17 protein-coding genes, 1 tRNA gene and 1 pseudogene are annotated in these 15,878 nt (G+C 32.0%); all 19 read right to left on the reverse strand.

The window, feature by feature from the left end:
* Positions 1–11: 11 nt before the first annotated feature.
* Positions 12–776 carry an ABC transporter permease gene (locus tag ACHAJD_RS04810; protein WP_435584733.1) on the reverse strand — a complete coding sequence of 255 codons (765 nt, stop codon included), beginning with the start codon at positions 774–776 and terminating at the stop codon, positions 12–14.
* Complete coding sequence (locus ACHAJD_RS04815) at positions 760–1,683, reverse strand: ABC transporter ATP-binding protein (RefSeq protein ID WP_435584734.1); 924 nt, start codon at positions 1,681–1,683, stop codon at positions 760–762. The genes ACHAJD_RS04810 and ACHAJD_RS04815 overlap by 17 nt, the downstream gene beginning before the upstream one ends.
* Positions 1,680–1,874: a PLDc N-terminal domain-containing protein gene (locus ACHAJD_RS04820; RefSeq protein WP_435584735.1), complete on the reverse strand. Its 195-nt coding sequence runs from the start codon at positions 1,872–1,874 to the stop codon at positions 1,680–1,682. Before ACHAJD_RS04820 ends, ACHAJD_RS04815 begins: the two co-directional genes overlap by 4 nt.
* The gene (locus ACHAJD_RS04825; protein ID WP_435584736.1) at positions 1,875–2,312 is read right to left on the reverse strand and encodes a hypothetical protein; all 438 of its coding nucleotides are present in this window, start codon (positions 2,310–2,312) and stop codon (positions 1,875–1,877) included.
* A 170-nt stretch (positions 2,313–2,482) separates the two neighbouring features.
* On the reverse strand, positions 2,483–3,262 hold the full coding sequence (gene pflA / locus ACHAJD_RS04830) for a pyruvate formate-lyase-activating protein (protein WP_435584737.1): 780 nt from the start codon (positions 3,260–3,262) through the stop codon (positions 2,483–2,485).
* Positions 3,249–5,507: pseudogene (pflB, locus tag ACHAJD_RS04835) on the reverse strand (formate C-acetyltransferase). Before pflB ends, pflA begins: the two are co-directional and overlap by 14 nt.
* A 306-nt stretch (positions 5,508–5,813) precedes the next feature.
* Entirely contained in the window at positions 5,814–6,053 is a 240-nt protein-coding gene (locus ACHAJD_RS04840) for a CDGSH iron-sulfur domain-containing protein (RefSeq protein WP_435584738.1), read from the reverse strand.
* Between the two features lie 66 nt (positions 6,054–6,119).
* Positions 6,120–6,195 (reverse strand) — tRNA-Val (locus ACHAJD_RS04845).
* A gap of 56 nt (positions 6,196–6,251) precedes the next feature.
* Positions 6,252–7,415 (reverse strand): PrsW family glutamic-type intramembrane protease, encoded by a 1,164-nt coding sequence (locus ACHAJD_RS04850; RefSeq protein ID WP_435584739.1) that lies wholly within the window; start codon positions 7,413–7,415, stop codon positions 6,252–6,254.
* A gap of 90 nt (positions 7,416–7,505) precedes the next feature.
* Complete coding sequence (locus ACHAJD_RS04855) at positions 7,506–8,318, reverse strand: histidinol-phosphatase HisJ family protein (protein ID WP_435584740.1); 813 nt, start codon at positions 8,316–8,318, stop codon at positions 7,506–7,508.
* 1 nt (position 8,319) lies between these two features.
* A complete protein-coding gene (gene hisIE, locus ACHAJD_RS04860; protein WP_435584741.1) occupies positions 8,320–8,940 on the reverse strand; it encodes a bifunctional phosphoribosyl-AMP cyclohydrolase/phosphoribosyl-ATP diphosphatase HisIE in 621 nt (206 codons plus the stop codon).
* A 12-nt stretch (positions 8,941–8,952) separates the two neighbouring features.
* On the reverse strand, positions 8,953–9,711 hold the full coding sequence (gene hisF / locus ACHAJD_RS04865) for an imidazole glycerol phosphate synthase subunit HisF (RefSeq protein WP_435584742.1): 759 nt from the start codon (positions 9,709–9,711) through the stop codon (positions 8,953–8,955).
* Complete coding sequence (gene hisA, locus ACHAJD_RS04870; RefSeq protein WP_435584743.1) at positions 9,681–10,412, reverse strand: 1-(5-phosphoribosyl)-5-[(5-phosphoribosylamino)methylideneamino]imidazole-4-carboxamide isomerase; 732 nt, start codon at positions 10,410–10,412, stop codon at positions 9,681–9,683. Before hisA ends, hisF begins: the two co-directional genes overlap by 31 nt.
* Positions 10,409–11,014, reverse strand: a complete 606-nt coding sequence (hisH, locus tag ACHAJD_RS04875; protein ID WP_435584744.1) for an imidazole glycerol phosphate synthase subunit HisH — start codon at positions 11,012–11,014, stop codon at positions 10,409–10,411. Before hisH ends, hisA begins: the two co-directional genes overlap by 4 nt.
* Before the next feature lie 2 nt (positions 11,015–11,016).
* On the reverse strand, positions 11,017–11,598 hold the full coding sequence (gene hisB / locus ACHAJD_RS04880; RefSeq protein ID WP_435584745.1) for an imidazoleglycerol-phosphate dehydratase HisB: 582 nt from the start codon (positions 11,596–11,598) through the stop codon (positions 11,017–11,019).
* Positions 11,591–12,622, reverse strand: coding sequence for a histidinol-phosphate transaminase (gene hisC / locus ACHAJD_RS04885; RefSeq protein ID WP_435584746.1), 1,032 nt, complete (start codon positions 12,620–12,622; stop codon positions 11,591–11,593). The genes hisB and hisC overlap by 8 nt, the downstream gene beginning before the upstream one ends.
* 9 nt (positions 12,623–12,631) lie before the next feature.
* Positions 12,632–13,909 (reverse strand): histidinol dehydrogenase, encoded by a 1,278-nt coding sequence (hisD, locus tag ACHAJD_RS04890; RefSeq protein WP_435584747.1) that lies wholly within the window; start codon positions 13,907–13,909, stop codon positions 12,632–12,634.
* Positions 13,866–14,549 carry an ATP phosphoribosyltransferase gene (gene hisG, locus ACHAJD_RS04895; RefSeq protein ID WP_435584748.1) on the reverse strand — a complete coding sequence of 228 codons (684 nt, stop codon included), beginning with the start codon at positions 14,547–14,549 and terminating at the stop codon, positions 13,866–13,868. The genes hisD and hisG overlap by 44 nt, the downstream gene beginning before the upstream one ends.
* Positions 14,542–15,498: an ATP phosphoribosyltransferase regulatory subunit gene (locus tag ACHAJD_RS04900; RefSeq protein WP_435584749.1), complete on the reverse strand. Its 957-nt coding sequence runs from the start codon at positions 15,496–15,498 to the stop codon at positions 14,542–14,544. The genes hisG and ACHAJD_RS04900 overlap by 8 nt, the downstream gene beginning before the upstream one ends.
* Positions 15,499–15,878: the final 380 nt, after the last annotated feature.

Here is a 15,878-nt window from a genome sequence, read left to right on the forward strand (position 1 = left end):
AGTTCTTATTTTTATACCAACGAGCGCTTACTAAAGCGCTTAATGCTAAGATAAATCAACAACTTTATTATACCTACTGACAAGATAATACTTATCCAAATATCAAGGGGTATGATATTTTCGCTCATAATCTTCATACTATACCCCATTAACTGATATGGCATATACTTAAATAACCCCATATCAAATATTGAAAGTGTAGAAAACAAGAAGAAGACTGCTAAACTAAGGACAAGTGGCGTTAAATAGTTCTTGAATAGTGTAGAAAAATAAAGTGCGAAATGAACAATAAGTAGGATATATACAGTAAATGCAGTTAATGCAAACAAGAATTTTATAAAATCAAATGTTCCAAAGAGTATATAAGTATAGTAGACAAAAAATACACTGGCAAGAACTAAACTAACTACAATTGTTAATGAAAATATTAAACTTTTAGATAGTATATAGTCACGTCGTTTAATAGGTTTACTAAATATTAGCGGATAATGTCCTTTTGTAAGATCGTGTGTAAAATAAGCAACACCAATAAATAGAATTACCATAAAATATATCTGCGTAAAGTTAGTAAAAAATTGAACATATGCTTCATTTACAGTAGAAGGTGGTAAGGTAATTTCTATTCCTTCTTGTCTTAGAGCATATTCCATAATTTGATTAAAGTACTTAGCTGTTATTGTACTAAGTCCTGCTAAAAATATACCGAGTATGCCGATAACTAAAAATTTTGACGTTTTTTTCATATAGTTCATATCATATTTAATGATTGTTTTCATGTAACACCTCAATAAACACGTCTTCTAAAGTTTTCTCATGTTTTTTTAACGTCAAAATTTCTACATTTTTATCAATTAGATACTTTAATAAACTCATGTGATACGCTGGTTTTTTTAATGAATAAACAATCCCAGTCTCATGAAGGCGTTCATCAATTGTAAAAGTCGAAGCTTGAATGAGTTCAAGCAATGCGCTATTAGTAATGTTTGCCTCTAAATAATGCCCAATCGCATGTCGTTTTTTTATAACTGTTTGAATGGATTCTTCTAAGATGATTTTTCCTTTATCAATTAGCCCAATACGGTCACATACTTTTTGTGCATCTTCCAAAATATGTGTTGAATAAAATACCGTCATTTGGCTTTTTAAATTTCTTATAATGTCAATGACTTCTTTTCTTCCTAGCGGATCTAATGCGCTAGTTGGCTCATCCATAATTAACAATATAGGTTTATGAATTAACGCTTGAGCAATAGCTAGTCTTTGTTTCATTCCACGTGAATAACCACTTACTTTTTTCTTAGTGTTTTCTAATCCGACTTCAGCTAAGACTTCTTTGATGCGCGTATCTTTATTAGAAACATCTAAATCATAACAATCATAGGCAAATGATAAAAACTCATAAGCATTTAAATATGAAGGAAAATTAGGTACATCTGGTACATACCCAATTTGATTTTTATATTTCATATCTTTATGATCAATCGTATTATTTAAAAAAATGACGTCTCCATCATCTTTATTTAATAACGATAATATTATGTTAATAGTTGTTGTTTTTCCAGCACCATTTTGCCCAATAAATCCATAAACTTCGTTTTTATTAATCGTTAGGTTTACGTGGTCTAGTGCTAAAAAATCACCATAATACTTCGTTAGATTGTTTACTTTTAATAATACACTCATGATTCTTTACCTGCTAAAAAGTATGCGACCCATCCAAATGTAACGAGTCCAACAATAATTGCCCAAGCTATCTTAGGTATATACAATACGTTGCGTTCTTTTTTATAAATATCAATTATTGCATAGATTCTAATTGCGAGTTCAATTGCCATAATTGGCAATAGTATCGGTAATAGTTCTGCCCACTCCATTTATTTATCCTCACTTACTTTAATTAATAATTTTTGTTTCATTTGTGCTGATACAGCACTGATTAAATAAAGGATTCCAGTAACTGTATTAAATAACAAACTCACACCACCCCAAACAGCTTGATAGATATAGACATATCGTGCTTGTTCAACGGTATATTTTTGGTTAATAAGCTTGGTGAATATGACGACATTAATTAAGAAGACTGTTATTAGTACTACTCCAATAACAATAAAGATAATGCTAAAAACATTTGTAATATTTAAGAATAAATCTGCTTCAATTTCTAACATACCCTCAGCCAATAAATCTTCTTTTGGAATGGACGCCATTTGTCTTAAAATAATCGCACCAATTGCGAAAAACATAATTGCTAAGCCTTCCCAAATTAATCCTATAACAGTTAATATTCTTGAAGTGTCATCTATTTTATACATACAAATGCCTCCCATAATGTCGGTTTTATCGTGTAATTTGATAAATAGCTGGTTTGTTTTCTTCATATCTAAATCTATTATACCATCTTTAATGAAAACTTAAAGTAAAAATATCTTAGAATAGCCATATACGGTTGTTTGTTATATAAAAAGAAAAGGGCATAAGCCCTTTAGCCTTTAATATTGATGTGTTTTTTTAGAGTTATGTTTTGGTTTGCTTTAAATGGTTGTAATATTCTGGTTGCATCTTCTAGTAATTCTTTACTTGGTTCAAGAATGTGTTCTAATGGATACTCTAATCCCATATCCAACCATTTTCTTTTACCATGTGAGTGATAAGGTAAAATTTCAATATCTAAAACATTATCTAGTGTATCAACAAATGTACGTAGTTGTTTAAGCATGATTTCTTCACTATTGATGGTTGGTATTAATACGTGTCTTATAATAGTAGGTACTTGTTTTTTATTTAAATACTGTGCAAAAGCTAAAACATTTTTATTACTAGAACCTACTAAGATTTTATGGGCATCATCATCCATATGTTTAATATCAAGTAAAACTAAATCAGTAACTTCTAGCAATTGATCTATCACTTGTAATTTATTAGGATTAAAACATGCCGCAGATGTGTCAAGGCAGGTATGAATCCCTTTTTCTTTTGCTTTTTTAAATAATGCTAAAACGAAATCTGCTTGAAGTAATGGTTCTCCACCACTCACAGTAATGCCACCTTTTTGATAAAACGATTGGTACTTACTATAATCGTCTAGAATTTCATCTATACTCATTAAAGTATTCACATCTTGGCTCCAAGAATCCCTATTATGACAAAACTGACATTGAAATGGACATCCTTGTAAAAAAAGTACATAACGTATTCCAGGACCATCAAACATCCCGAATGTTTCTACCATATGAACATTAGCTACTTGATTAGATGGTTTCATGGAATGTTCTTTCAATAACCTCACGCTTTTGTTCATTGGTTAAATTTGAAAAGTTAACTGCATAACCCGAAACACGTATGGTTAGGTTAGGATATTTATCGGGATGATTGTATGCATCAATTAATTGTTCGCGGTTTAATATATTAACATTCATATGGTATCCTCCACTACGGAAATAACCATCTAAAATATTCACTAAATTGACTCTTTGCGTTTGACTTGCTACTTGTTCTAGTTTAGTTGAGTATTCATTTTTACCTAAAGCATCTGGAACAATCGTAAATGTGTTTGAAATACCATCTCGGCAACTTTCACATGGAATTTTTGATACAGATAGTAATGATTTTAATGCGCCAGAATGATCTCTTCCATGCATTGGATTTGCACCGGGTGCAAATGCTTCACCTTTTCTTCTACCATCTGGTGTGTTTCCTGTTTTCTTTCCATAAACTACATTAGATGTAATTGTTAAAACACTCATCGTTGGTACTGAGTTTCTATAAGTATATTGATTTCTAAGTTTTTCCATAAATGTATTTACTAATTCAACTACAATTTGATCGACCTTGTCATCATTATTTCCATAGAATGGAAATTCTCCAATTGTTTCAAAGTCTGTAATTAATCCACTGTTTTCATCATAGATGGGTTTTACCTTAGCATATTTAATCGCACTTAAGGAATCTGCAACGACGCTCAGTCCTGCAATACCTGTTGCAAAATTACGGATGACTTCGGCATCATGTAAAGCCATTTGCACTCTTTCATAAGCGTATTTATCATGCATATAATGAATAGCATTTAATGCACTTACGTAAGTTTTAGCTAACCAATCAAGTACTTTATCTAAACGTGACATAACCTCTTCATAATCTAAGTAATTCGCTTGGATGACTGTTTCAATAGGCGATACTTGCTCTTCTGTGATTTCATCTTTACCGCCATTTAATGCATAAAGTAATGCTTTTGCTAAATTAGCACGCGCCCCAAAGAACTGCATTTCTTTTCCGATGCTCATAGGCGATACACAACAGGCTATGCCGTAGTCATCTCCATGGTTTGGACGCATGACATCATCATTTTCGTATTGAATACTACTTGTTTCAATACTAACTTTTGCACAGAAGTTTTTAAACCCTTCTGGTAATTGGTCACTGTACAAAACTGTAAGATTTGGTTCTGCAGAAGTCCCTAAGTTATAAAGAGTTTGTAAGTATCTAAATGAAGTTTTAGTTACTAAGCTACGTCCATCATTACTCAACCCTGCAATGCTTTCAGTAACCCAAGTTGGGTCACCTGTAAAGAGTTCATTATATTCAGGTGTACGGGCAAAACGAACCATGCGTAGTTTCATAATGAAGTGATCAATTAGTTCTTGTGCTTGAACTTCATCAATAACCCCGTTTTGTAAATCACGTTCAATATAAATATCTAGAAACGATGATGTTCGTCCTAAACTCATTGCGGCTCCGTTTTGTTCTTTTACTGCAGCTAAATACCCTAAGTATAACCACTGAATGGCTTCTTGTGCATTTTCAGCTGGACGAGAAAGGTCGAAACCGTATAGCGTCCCTAATGTTTTCAACTCGTTTAAAGCGTTAATTTGTTCTTGTAATTCTTCTCTCATTCTTATATTTTCTTCATTTAACGGATAATTATAACGCGTTTTTTCTTCTTTTTTAGCCTCAATTAAACGGTCTACACCATAAAGCGTAACACGGCGATAATCACCAATAATTCTACCGCGACCATATCCATCAGGTAATCCTGTTACAATTCCTGAGCGCCTTGCTTTTCTTACATCTTGTGTGTAAACATCAAAAACCCCTTGATTATGAGTTTTACGGTACTTTGTGAAGATTTCTTTTAACTCTTCATTAATATGATACCCATAAGCCTCAGCAGCCTTCACAGCGACATTAATGCCTCCATATGGATGAAAAGCACGTTTAAACGGTTTATCTGTTTGAAGTCCATAGATGGTTTCGATAGACTGATCTATATAACCTGCATCGTGAGATACTATAGATGAAACCACGTTTGTATCAAGTTCAATGACGCCACCTTTTTCTTTTTATAATTTCAAGTACTCATAAAATTTTTCATTTAAACTTAAACTAGATTTAGTTGGTCCTTCTAAAAATGACTCATCACCAGTAAATTCGGTGTAATTCTTTTGTATAAAATCACGGACATCTATTACTTCATTCCAATGCCCTTGCTTAAAGTTTTTCCATGCGTTCATGGTCATTCCTCCTATAATACAACTTTTAACTCTCAATCGCGTTAATCATTATAACTAAAAGGAAATATCCTATCAACAAAAACAATCATTTTTCTAAAGAAAGCGTTCACTGACAGTTTTATGGTTATTGTATATTTTGCTTATATATAATTTTTATAATGACTAATTCTAGCGTTTGAGCAATCAAATATGATTACTTTTTAAAGAATAAATCGCTTTCATAATTGAATGCTTATTTGTAAAAATCTATAATACAACTTTAGTCTTATAAAAAAGAAAAGTTCATTGGTCAATGAACTTTTCTACTCATAATTTATGATGCGTACCGTCACAATATGGTACGTTTTTTGTTTGTTTACATCCGCATAAATATACTTTTTTAGTTTCTAGAGCTGTAAATTTTTCAGGTTTTAAAGTAGTTACTTTGTGAGAACCATCGCAAAACGGTTGATTATCACTTCTGCCACAACGACACCAAAAGTATGTTTTTCCCTCTTCGACTTCTACAAAATATGGTCCTTTTTGAGCAATTTTTGATTCATCCATTATAATACCTCCCTTTAAGCTATTATAGCACTAAAATAAAAAAAATCACCTAAGTGATTTATATAGTGGTGGAGGATAGCGGGCTCGAACCACTGACCCCCTGCTTGTAAGGCAGGTGCTCTCCCAACTGAGCTAATCCTCCAAACCACAATTATTTTAGCATGTTTTCAAGTTTATGTCTATGTTAATTTCGGATGTTTAACTAAGGCTATTTTCTTCTTGATCTAAACTAACTTGCTCAGGAACTGGGATTGACTTAATGTTCAATTTAATGACGTGTTCATTAAATCGTTCTTCATAATGTGCTACTTGAAATAGTTTTAAAAACATCCATGTACTTACAATCATGACTATCAACATAATAATATATCCAATGATTGCATCACCTGAGTGATTTAATCCGCTTGAATAATTCCAAAATGCATGTAACGATACGACAATTATAAACATTTGAATAAAAACCGGTTTAAAAAGGAGTTTGAAATGTAGTTTTTCTTCTTTGTTAATATAGACGAGTGTCCCCGCAAGTAGCGCAGTCCAAAAGTGATGGCCAATTCCTAAGACTGCATAGAGATTTCTAACTGTAAGCACCCCATACATCTCTCCATAGTCAAGATTTTCAATAAACACCATAAATCCATAATCAGCAGTTTCAAATAAATCAAAACCAGCACCAACCGCAAAACCAACTAATAGTCCAGATTTAACAGTTATAATTTTAAACTTCTTCAATAATAAGATAACGATTAAGATTTTAGCAAATTCTTCTAAAAACCCTGTTAAATATTCTCCCAACAAACCTTCAGGATATCCAACAATTCCTCTTACACTTATTACAATTAAAATAGATAATAATCCACCATAAACCACGAATTTTAAGATATCCATAACCGAGAATGGTTTTTCAGTGGTTGATAAAAAGACTAAAACAAGTAAAGTGATTGGAATAATCGCACTATAAAGTAGATTTTCTGTCGCGAACTGATCCGTTAAATAAGCTAGACCTAATGTAACTATTAAAAATATAAGCATTGGTTTTGCAATAGGTAAATAGGTCTTAAACACGGTGTGAATAGCACTTCTTAAATCACTTAAGATAAATTTTTTCTTTCCAGTTAATTTTTTTACACTTAAAAGACCGGTAACTGATTTTGGTCTGTAGTGTTTTTCTAAAATATTATCTTGGTAGAAGGGTTGATTTAATATTTGTCCAAGCGTGACTTTATGTTCTTCTGTCATCTCGACTTTTCCTTTACAGTAAAAAAGGATTGTATAAACGTCAATCCCTGATAAATCCGATAATGTTTGTACACTCATCTTATTTCTTTTTAGTTGTTTATTTAACCATTTTACTTCATTCATCCTGTTATCTCCTTGTAATAATAAAATCATTCTATTTAATTATAGAAAAGGTTTTAGCAATTAGCAATAAAAAAAGCCAAATGGCTTTATTTATATTTTTATAAAATAGGGTGTTCTGTTTTTATATTGCGTTAAGTGTGTAAATCCAACTTCTTTTAAAATACTAATGGCTTGATCTAAATCTTTTGTAAGGTCTTTTACTTTATGTGCATCAGATCCAATAGTAATCATAGTCCCACCAAGTTCTTTATATCGGCGAATTAACTCTTTAACTGGATGCATTACACCTAACCCATAACGTAAGCCTGATGTGTTAACTTCAATGGCTTTATTGTTTTTAATAATGGTTAGAAGAATTTGATCAATAATATCTTTATATATACTAAAATCATAACGTTTTTCTTTAAAATCACCATAACGAATAATATAATCTAAATGACCAAAAACATCGTAATTTTGGTAGGATTTAGCCGCGTCTAAACAAATTTCAAAATATCGGCGATATGCCTTATCTTGGGTTTTATTGATAAAGAAGTCTCCATTATAAAAATCTAACCCGTCACCAACATGGATTGAGCTAATTACAAAATCAAAAGGATACGCATTTAAAAAATCATCTAGTCTTTTTTTTAAGTGTGGTTGATAGCCAATTTCTACACCCATATAGATTGGAAAATCTACAGTTTTTCTTAATTTTTGTATGTTTTCATAATATTTATTGTAGTTAATCTCTTCATGAAAAAGTTCTACAGGTGTATCAAAATCAACATGATCTGTGAACATTAACCCCATTAGATTCAACGGTTTTACACGCTTGATATAGGCTTCCATAGTCGCCTCGGGATCTGCATCAGGTGAATAATTTGTGTGAACATGGTGATCAATAATTTTTAGATGGTTCATTTTATCCTCTCCTTTTACTTAACTCGCGTTCTATTAAATCTAGTGTTGTACCTTCATTAACCATGAGTACAAGTATATGATACACTAAATCACTGATTTCGTAGACTAATTCGGCTTGTGAATCATTTTTAGCTGCAATAATGATTTCACTGGTTTCTTCACCAACTTTTTTTAATATCTTATCTAAGCCTTCTTTAAATAAATAATTAGTGTATGAACCTTCTTTAGGATTTTCTTTTCTTTCTTTGATGGTATCGTATAACGATTCTAATAAAGGACGCTCATTTTCTTCGTTATTTAAAACCGTATTAAAAAAGCAGCTTTTTTCTCCCGTATGACAAGCCACACCTACTTGCTTAACTTTAATTAAAATGGTATCAGCATCACAGTCATATGCAAAACTTTTTACATATTGAATATGGCCACTTGTTTCACCTTTTTTCCATAATGTTTTTCTGCTTCGGCTAAAGTAATAGGCTATTTTTTCAGTTAATGTTTTATTTACAGCTTCTATATTCATATAAGCTAACATTAAAACTTCATTAGTATAAGCGTCTTGTGTAATAACGGGAATAAGTCCTGCATCGTTAAATTTTAATTGCTTGATGATTGATTCATTCATAATAATCCACCTTTATATTCGCATTGGAATTCCTGAAGCATTCAATGCGTTTTTTAAATCCTTAATTTTTATTTCTCCAAAATGAAACACTGATGCTGCTAAGATCCCATCAGCACCTCCTATAGTTATCGCTTCTTCAAAATGTTTAATCGTTCCTGCACCACCCGATGCTATGATTGGGACATTTACAACTTCATTAATTCTTTTTAATAGTTCTAAATCATAGCCGTTTTTCATACCATCTTCGTCAATACTATTGAGAACAAGTTCTCCAGCACCAAGTCTTACCCCTTCTTTAGCCCAGGCGATGACATCTAAATCCGTTTGCGTTCTCCCACCATTAATCACTACACGCCACTCATTTTCTTTAACACGCAAAGCATCAATGGATAATACAACACATTGTGCACCAAATTTTAGTGAGGCTTCTTTGATAAGGAGCGGATTTTTTACAGCGCTTGAATTAATACTGACTTTATCTGCACCTTTTCTTAATATTTTTGTGAAGTCTTCAATCGTCGAAACGCCACCACCTACACAAAAAGGAATGTTAATACTTGAGGCCACTTGTTCGACAAATTCTAACGATATTTTTCTTTCTTCACTTGATGCTGTAATGTCATAAAATACAAGTTCGTCTGCACCTTGATCACTATAAAATTTACCTAGTTTAGCTGGGTCTTCTACATCTATAATTTGATCAAATTTTACGCCTTTAACTACTCTTCCTTTACGAACATCTAAACAAGGGATGATTCTTTTTGTAAGCATGCTAGCGCCTCCTCAACAGTAAATCTTTTTTCGTAAATTGCTTTACCTGAGATTACACCATATAGATTGATTTTAGAAAGGTCTTTCAAATCTTCTAGTGAACTCACACCGCCTGAGGCTATAATGTTTAAACTGGTGTTATTTTTTAAAGTAATGTAATCTTCAAAATTAGGGCCAATTAACATACCATCTTTAGCGATATCCGTATAAACGATTGTTTTAACGCCAATCGTTTCTAGTTTTTTACATAATGATAACGTTTTGACTTTTGTAGTTGTTTGCCATCCTTCAGTTGTGATAAATCCATCTTTAGCATCTAATGAAACAACAATTTTTTCCGCGTATTTATCTACTAATCTTTTTAATAAATCAAGATTTTCAATTGCCATAGTCCCAATAATAACACGGGTAACACCGATAGATAAAAGTGTTTCAACACGATTAATTGATCTAATCCCTCCCCCTACTTGGACAGGAATATTTACTTGATTTACAATTTCTTTTATGACATCAATGTTTGAATTTTCTCCACTTTGTGCTCCATCTAAGTCAATTATATGTAAATATTGTGCGCCTAAAGTTTCAAATTTTTTAGCTACAATCACTGGATTACTTTCATAAACAGTGACATCATCAAATTTACCTTGTTTAAGTCTTACACATTGTTTATTTTTTATATCAATGGCTGGAAATAAAATCATTTAACCAACTCCCCATATGCTTTTAATAAGTTCAGTCCAACCTCACCACTTTTTTCAGGGTGAAATTGGGTTGCGATGATATTATCTTTTGCAACAATTGCGGGTACTAAAGTTCCATAGTCCGTATAAGCTATACACTCACTATTATCTGATACAACGTAATATGAATGAACAAAATACACGAAATCATCTTCTTTAATATAATTTAGAATGGGATGATTTGGTTGTTTAAATTTAAGATTATTCCACCCCATATGTGGTACCTTTAACGGTATATCTAAGTACTTAATCGCACCTTTTAATAATCCAAGACCTAAAAATGTCCCGTTTTCATAACTTTCTTTATAAAGTAACTGCATCCCCAAACAAATGCCAAATAGATATTTACCTTTTTTAACATGGTCTTTTATTAAAGGAATTAGTCCACTGTTTATAAGCGCCTGCATCGATTCATCAAATGCACCAACACCTGGCAAAATAAGAGAAGTCGCTTCTTTAATAAGAATAGGATCATTCGAAATGACTGTTTTAATCCCGACACGTTCAAAGCCTCTCATAACTGAATCTAAATTTCCTACATCGTAATCTAGTATGACATGCATGTTTATAACACCCCTTTTGTAGAAGGAACCTCATCACTTACAACTTTACAAGCATCTTTTAAAGCACGTCCAAAGGCTTTGAAAATTGATTCAACCTTGTGGTGATCATTTTCTCCATAAAGATTTTCTATGTGTAAATTAATTCTTGATTCTTGCACAAATGCTTTAAAAAACTCTTTTACATTTTGTGTGTTTAGTTGTCCAAGTTTTTCTCTTTCTAGAAAAACATTATAGACAAGATAAGGACGATTACTAATATCAATTACCACTCTACTTAGTGCTTCATCCATTGGCAGGTATGTTACGCCATATCTGTTAATGCCTAACTTTTCTTCCATGGCTTGGTTAAATGCTTGGCCTAATGAAATTCCAATATCTTCTGTTGTGTGGTGGTCATCAATATATAAATCACCCTCTGCTTTAACCGTTAAATCAAATCCTGCTTGAAACGCAAAAAGTGTTAACATGTGATCTAAAAAGCCAATGCCAGTATCAATTTTTATTTCTTTAGTCCCATCGATGGTTAACTCTACTGTGATATTAGTTTCATTGGTTTTTCTTGTAATTCTTCCTGTTCTATTCATTAATAATCGCCTCCATTGCGTTAATAAATAACGCATTTTCTTCTTCACTACCGACTGTAACACGGTAATAATTAGCAAGTTCTCCGCTAAAACTTCTTATCATTATTCCTTTATTAATTAAATCTTCATATAGATTTTGTTTGCTTTTAAAAAAAATAAAATTTCCTTCTGAAGGATATATTTGGATGCCTAAGTCTGATAAAGACTTAGCCAAATTAATTCGTCTATTTTTAGATGCTTCAGTGTAACGAACCATTTCACTTTCTAAATCAAGTGCGTTTTGTCCAATTATCTGAGAATACGCATTGACACTATAAGGCGCTTTTACTTTTTTCAGTAAAGAAATGAGTCTTTCATTTGCCAGTCCGTATCCTAATCTGAGTGATGCTAACCCATAAGCTTTTGAAAATGTTCTAGTTACGATAAGATTATCAAAGGTATTGATAAGATCGATAACCGAGGTATCCTGTGTTGAAAACTCCATGTAAGCCTCATCTACTACGACAATGGCTTGAGTTTGATCAAGTATTTCAATAATGGCTTCCTTAGGAATTAAGTACCCTGTTGGATTATTTGGTGTACATAAAAAGATAAGTTTAGGGTTATATTCATTAATCGCACTTAATAGTGTACTTACATTTAATGAAAAGTCTTCGTTTGGTAATACAGGAATATAGGTCGCTCCATTAATAGTTGCATAAATTTTATACATACTAAAGCTTGGTTCAAAACTTATGACTACCTCATCTTTATCCACAAATGTTTTAACTAGGAGTTCTAATATTTCACTAGACCCATTGCCAACGATAACTTCGCTTGTTGAGACTTGCCATTTATTTGCAATCGCAATAGATAATGACGTATTATCGTTGTCCGGATACAAATTCATTGGAAACACAGTGTTTTTAACGATTTTATCAGATAAATAATCCTTTTCTTCATTGGCATCAAGTTTCACTAAGTATGGATTAAGGTTCGGTTCATAACCTTTTAAACTTATAATCGCTTTTTTAGGTTTTATCATAACTAATCCCTACTTTCTTATTTGTATGGCATTTGCATGTGCAGTTAAGCCTTCTTCAATAGCTAAACGAATAATCGAATCTTTGGCTTTCATGAACGTTTCTTTAGAGTATTTAATTATTGAAGTTTTTTTATAAAAATCTGTCGTTGATAATGCACTTGAAAATCTTGATGTCGCACTTGTAGGTAAGGTGTGGTTAGGCCCTGCAAAATAATCGCCAACAGGTTCTGGTGTGTATTCTCCTAGAAAAATAGCACCTGCATTTTCAATTAAGTCAACGAGTGACTCTGGGTTCTCGGTAAGAATTTCTAGATGTTCTGGTGCAATAATATTTGCGAATTTTATTGCTTCATCTAAATCTTTTGTGATGATAATCGCACCATAATCTTTAAGTGAAGCTTCGATGATTGTCGAACGATTTAATATTTGTAACTGTTTTACTAAAGCATTTTGAACAGCATTAGCAAGGGTTGATGATGGGGTTAATAAAATCGAACTAGCCAGTTCATCATGTTCTGCTTGACTCATCAAATCTGCGGCAATATATTCAGGATTTGCATATTCATCTGCAATAATTAATATTTCACTTGGTCCTGCAATCATGTCTATTCCAACAACACCTGAAACATTTTTTTTAGCAATCGCTACATAAATATTTCCAGGACCAACAATTTTATCAACTTTAGGAATACTCTCAGTCCCATAAGTAAGTGCTGCAATGCCTTGCGCACCTCCTACTGTGTATATTTCACTAACCCCAGCTATTTTAGCCGCAACAAGCAAGGAATCTTTTATTGAACCATCTTTACTTGGTGGTGTAATCATAATTATTTTTTTAACACCAGCAATCTGTGCTGGAATGGCATTCATTAAAACCGTTGAAGGATAAGCAGCTTTGCCACCAGGTACATAAATACCAACTGTTTCAATCGGTTTTACACGATAGGTAAGTGTTGAGTCGTTCGAAAGATTTAGTGTAAACCCAGTGGTAATTTGTTGTTCATGAAATCGTTTGATATTTGCTGCGGCTAGTGTTAAATCATTAATAATTTCTTTATCTAAATTTTCAAAAGCTCTAGTGATTTGTTCTTCAGTGATTTTAAATGACTCAATATCTACACCATCATATGTTTTTGTATATCGCTTAACGGCTAAATCTTTATCATTTTTAACGTTTTCTATGATTCTTTCTACTTGGTCATTCACCTCTTTAAAATTAAACTGAGAGCGATTTAAGACCGTATTAAGTCGCGATAGGTTTTCGTTGCTCTTTATTATCGGAATCAAGATAAACACACTCCTTTTGGTTTTGTAATAAGTCACACAATTCCATGATTGCTTCATATTTAAATCGGTAACTGACTCGATTTGATATGAGTTTTGCACTCACATCAAACATATCTTCTAATATCTCAAGTCCGTTTGCTTTTAATGTATTCCCGGTTTCTACTATATCTACAATAACGTCGGATAATCCGACAAGCGGTGCCAGTTCTACAGACCCATTAAGTTTTATGATTTCTATACGTTGTTCTTTTTGTTTGAAATATTGCATGGCAATTTTTGGATACTTTGTGGCAATTTTCAATACTTCATCATTTTTATGAAGCTTTTCACCAATTTTACCTGCAATAGAGAATTTACATTTTCCAAATCCTAAATCTAACAGTTCGTAAAGGTCGGCTTGTTCTTCTAATATATTATCTCTACCGATAATACCAATATCTGCAACACCTTGTTCTACGTATGTAATGACATCAATAGGTTTTACTACCATATATCGTATTTTCTTTACTTCATCAATAAAGATTAATTTTCTTGAACTTGTTTTCACGACATCTGCATAACCTACACAACGCAATCTTATAAGTGCATCATCACCTAAACGTCCCTTTGGTAATGCGATGGTTAAATAATTGTTATTCATTAGTTAGCGCCTCCTTTAATAAATCTGAAGTATTTAAACTAAATCCAATCGCTTCAATTTCTAACCCGAACATCTTAGTAAGCGGATTATAACGTCCTCCGCTTAAAATTGGACTTGGGGTATTTGGTAGGTAGCCTTTAAAAGTTATGCCGTTATAATAGTCATATTTTGATAACATTGCTAAATCAAACTTTATAAAACTTTTAATATCACTATCGTTTAATTGATTGCTTAAAGTTTTTAACTCATTAAGTCCTTGTAACATCGTTTTATTTAACGGATACTTGTTAAGCATTTGATCAATACGTTTAAAATCACCTTGAAGTTTAAAAATATCACTTACTAATTCAAAATAGATACTATCTTTTATTGATTTTGTAACGAATTTCTCTAAGTTAAACTGGTTTTTATAATATATAATTTCTTTTAATGTTTGTTCATCTGCTTCACTTAACTCGAGTGCTTCTATTAGACCATTTAAAAACTTGTTATTGCCAAGTTCTATAATGAACTGTTTATTAAAAGCTTTAAGCATTGATAATGCTAATTGCACAATCGCTACATCAGATTCACTAGCACTTGCACCTAAGACTTCAACACCAAATTGTTTTTTTTCTTCAATAATACCGCTTGAGGCTTTATTAAATGTGGTTGAGTCATAGAATACTTTTAAAGTGCTTCCGTTTTCCCATTTAGGCATTAACTCTTTAATAATGCTTGTCGTTGCATCAGGACGTAACACTAGTAAAGAGCCATTATTATTAATCACTTGTACCATGCTTTCTTTATTAATACGTTTATTCATAGTAATGAAACGATCATAATCTTCAAAATAGGCTGGTTCAACCATTATATAACCTTCTTTAGTTACAATTGATTCTAAAAGTTGCTTCATATTATATTTCTTTTGATAATAAATTAAAGTATCTTCCATTTTTAAAAATTCCATCGAATTCTCTCCTTTTATATAAAAAAATTGGCTGGACTTAGTCCACCCAATAACAAATTTATTGTGAACAAGCCCAATCATGACAAATTAGGCTTGAAAAATCGTTAGATTTCAAACCTTTTGATATTATGATGATGTACTTGCATATTTAATAAATTCAACATATTAACACCTCGTATATTTCACTCTACCACGGTAAAGTGTTTGAGTATAATTATACATAGTTTTTTAATCATTGCAAGTATTTTACTTAAATTAATTAACTTTTTTAAAAAAAGGGTATCAACCCCAGTTTTACCCTTTGGTCAAAAGAAATACTTTAACTAAAATAAGTAATCGTTATCACACCACTATTTAAAAAAAGTAAAGGGTTTTCATGC

It is taken from the genome of Liberiplasma polymorphum, assembly GCF_043951795.1.
Lineage (GTDB): Bacteria > Bacillota_I > Bacilli_A > Izemoplasmatales > Izemoplasmataceae > Liberiplasma > Liberiplasma polymorphum.

Coding starts and splice junctions, on each gene's coding strand:
- ACHAJD_RS04810 (WP_435584733.1), bottom strand. CDS start 776: ATGAAAACAATCATTAAATATGATATGAACTATATGAAAAAAACGTCA.
- ACHAJD_RS04815 (WP_435584734.1), bottom strand. CDS start 1,683: ATGAGTGTATTATTAAAAGTAAACAATCTAACGAAGTATTATGGTGAT.
- ACHAJD_RS04820 (WP_435584735.1), bottom strand. CDS start 1,874: ATGGAGTGGGCAGAACTATTACCGATACTATTGCCAATTATGGCAATT.
- ACHAJD_RS04825 (WP_435584736.1), bottom strand. CDS start 2,312: ATGTATAAAATAGATGACACTTCAAGAATATTAACTGTTATAGGATTA.
- pflA (WP_435584737.1), bottom strand. CDS start 3,262: ATGAAACCATCTAATCAAGTAGCTAATGTTCATATGGTAGAAACATTC.
- ACHAJD_RS04840 (WP_435584738.1), bottom strand. CDS start 6,053: ATGGATGAATCAAAAATTGCTCAAAAAGGACCATATTTTGTAGAAGTC.
- ACHAJD_RS04850 (WP_435584739.1), bottom strand. CDS start 7,415: ATGAATGAAGTAAAATGGTTAAATAAACAACTAAAAAGAAATAAGATG.
- ACHAJD_RS04855 (WP_435584740.1), bottom strand. CDS start 8,318: ATGAACCATCTAAAAATTATTGATCACCATGTTCACACAAATTATTCA.
- hisIE (WP_435584741.1), bottom strand. CDS start 8,940: ATGAATGAATCAATCATCAAGCAATTAAAATTTAACGATGCAGGACTT.
- hisF (WP_435584742.1), bottom strand. CDS start 9,711: ATGCTTACAAAAAGAATCATCCCTTGTTTAGATGTTCGTAAAGGAAGA.
- hisA (WP_435584743.1), bottom strand. CDS start 10,412: ATGATTTTATTTCCAGCCATTGATATAAAAAATAAACAATGTGTAAGA.
- hisH (WP_435584744.1), bottom strand. CDS start 11,014: ATGCATGTCATACTAGATTACGATGTAGGAAATTTAGATTCAGTTATG.
- hisB (WP_435584745.1), bottom strand. CDS start 11,598: ATGAATAGAACAGGAAGAATTACAAGAAAAACCAATGAAACTAATATC.
- hisC (WP_435584746.1), bottom strand. CDS start 12,622: ATGATAAAACCTAAAAAAGCGATTATAAGTTTAAAAGGTTATGAACCG.
- hisG (WP_435584748.1), bottom strand. CDS start 14,549: ATGAATAACAATTATTTAACCATCGCATTACCAAAGGGACGTTTAGGT.
- ACHAJD_RS04900 (WP_435584749.1), bottom strand. CDS start 15,498: ATGGAATTTTTAAAAATGGAAGATACTTTAATTTATTATCAAAAGAAA.